We start from the raw sequence: 1681 nt of genomic DNA, 5'->3' as shown, positions 1-1681 counted from the left end.
GCGGGCTCGGCGGTCTCCGCCTCCTCCGCCTCCACCGGCGCGGGGGCGCCCGCGGGCGCGGTGGCCTTGCGCACGGCGCGGCGGCGCGTACGGGCGGGCGGGGCGGTCTCGGCGACCGTCTCGCCGGGCGTGTCGTCCGTGGCCGGGGCGGCTGAGTCGGCGGCAGGTATGGCCGGCGTGACGTCCTCGGCGGCTGCCGCGGTCGCGCCGGGCGGGCCCGCGGGGCGGGAGGCGGCGCGGCGCCTGCGGCGCGGCGGCAGCTTGTCCCCGGGGGTGTTCTCTTCGTTGTTCCCGGTCGTGCCGGGTTCGTTCGGCTGAGGCATGCGGGCGGTTCTCCCGTCGTGCTCCCGGGCGCCGCGTCTGATTCCGGTCCGGCTCGGTCCGCAGTGGTGCGATACCGCCGTCCGGGGCGCGGGCGCCGCACGGGAACTGATGTCTGGCTCGCCGGTTCCGTATGCGGTGTGCGTACGGCCTGGCGAAAGTCTTGTGGGTCAGTGCGCGGCCCGACCCAGGTGGCTCCCGGGTCGGAGGGCTGCGCTACAACGACCGTCCTACGCGGAACCCGCACCTTCCGGCGCCGTCGCGACGGCTGCCCCGGCGACCGCGGGATGTGCGGTCGGGGCGGCCTCGCGGTCGGGCGCGAGAGGGTCGGTCACCGTGCCGGACTCCTCGTCGAAGAGCCCCTGCGCCAGCCTGGTCACCGCTGCGGGGACCGGCGGCGCCAGGTCGGCCACAGCTCGGAGACCGGACAGGACGTCGTCGGGTCGCACGGCAGGTGTCACGTGCCGAACAACCAGGCGCAGTATCGCACAGGGCCGCTCACCCGGCCTATCGGCCGGAGCGTCGACGACCCGCAGGTCGGCGACGGCGGCGCGGGCGTCGAACGTCCGGATGCCGTTCTTGGCCTTGCGCTGGACCTCGACGGTCTCGGCGTCGTTGAACGCGGCCACGGCCGTACGGACGTCCTCGGGGTCGACGCCGTCCAGGCGCATCTCCCAGACGGAGGCGGTGAGCCGTTCGGCCAGGCCCGAGGTGCGGGCCTCGACCGCGTCGACGATGTCGAGGCCGGCCGGCATGGACGAGTCGAGCAGTCCGCGCAGGATCTCGGGGTCCCGGGCCTCGGTGAGGGCGATCTCCAGGAACTCCGCCTCGCTGCCCGTGCCGGTGGGTGCGGCATTGGCGTAGGAGACCTTGGGGTGGGGCGTGAAGCCCGCCGAATACGCCATCGGCACCTCGGAGCGGCGCAGTGCCCGCTCGAAGGCCCGCTGGAAGTCTCGGTGGCTGGTGAACCGGAGGCGGCCGCGCTTGGTGTAGCGCAGACGGATGCGCTGCACTGCCGGTGCGGGCGGCGGGCCTTCGGGCTGTCGCTTGCCCAGTGGTTCTTCTCCTCGGTGCGGGGCGGGCGCGGTGGCGCGCCGCCCACGAAATACGGGTGGCCCCCGGGGTGCCGCTCCGGCTCACCCCTGTTTGGCGAATGGATCGCCGCCCAGAGGGGTCTCGGACGCCTGCGCCGCGCTGGGGACAGTCGTTGTACTACCCAGAGTACGCGCAGGGATCCCTCGCGGTTCCCGGGACCGTTCGCCGGCCGGGGCGCCGACCAGGGCCCGCCAGGCGTCGCGGCGCGCCTGGCGCACGGTTTCCCGGGCGGTGGCGAGGGCCGCGCGGGCGGCCCGGCCCGCCT

At 75.4% G+C, this 1681-nt stretch carries 1 protein-coding gene and 2 pseudogenes; all 3 read right to left on the bottom strand.

The features are described from left to right. Positions 1 to 323 (bottom strand): annotated as a pseudogene (locus tag A3Q37_RS35105) (hypothetical protein); the annotation flags it as partial. Positions 324 to 551: 228 nt separating this feature from the next. Then, positions 552 to 1334, bottom strand: a complete 783-nt coding sequence (locus A3Q37_RS35100; protein WP_065491272.1) for a TIGR03936 family radical SAM-associated protein — start codon at positions 1332 to 1334, stop codon at positions 552 to 554. A 123-nt stretch (positions 1335 to 1457) separates the two neighbouring features. After that, positions 1458 to 1681 (bottom strand): annotated as a pseudogene (locus A3Q37_RS38185) (hypothetical protein); the annotation flags it as partial.

The sequence above is a fragment of the Streptomyces sp. PTY087I2 genome, from assembly GCF_001687325.1.
In the GTDB taxonomy this organism is placed as follows: domain Bacteria; phylum Actinomycetota; class Actinomycetes; order Streptomycetales; family Streptomycetaceae; genus Streptomyces.
This window is presented reverse-complemented; position numbering and strand designations above follow the sequence as displayed.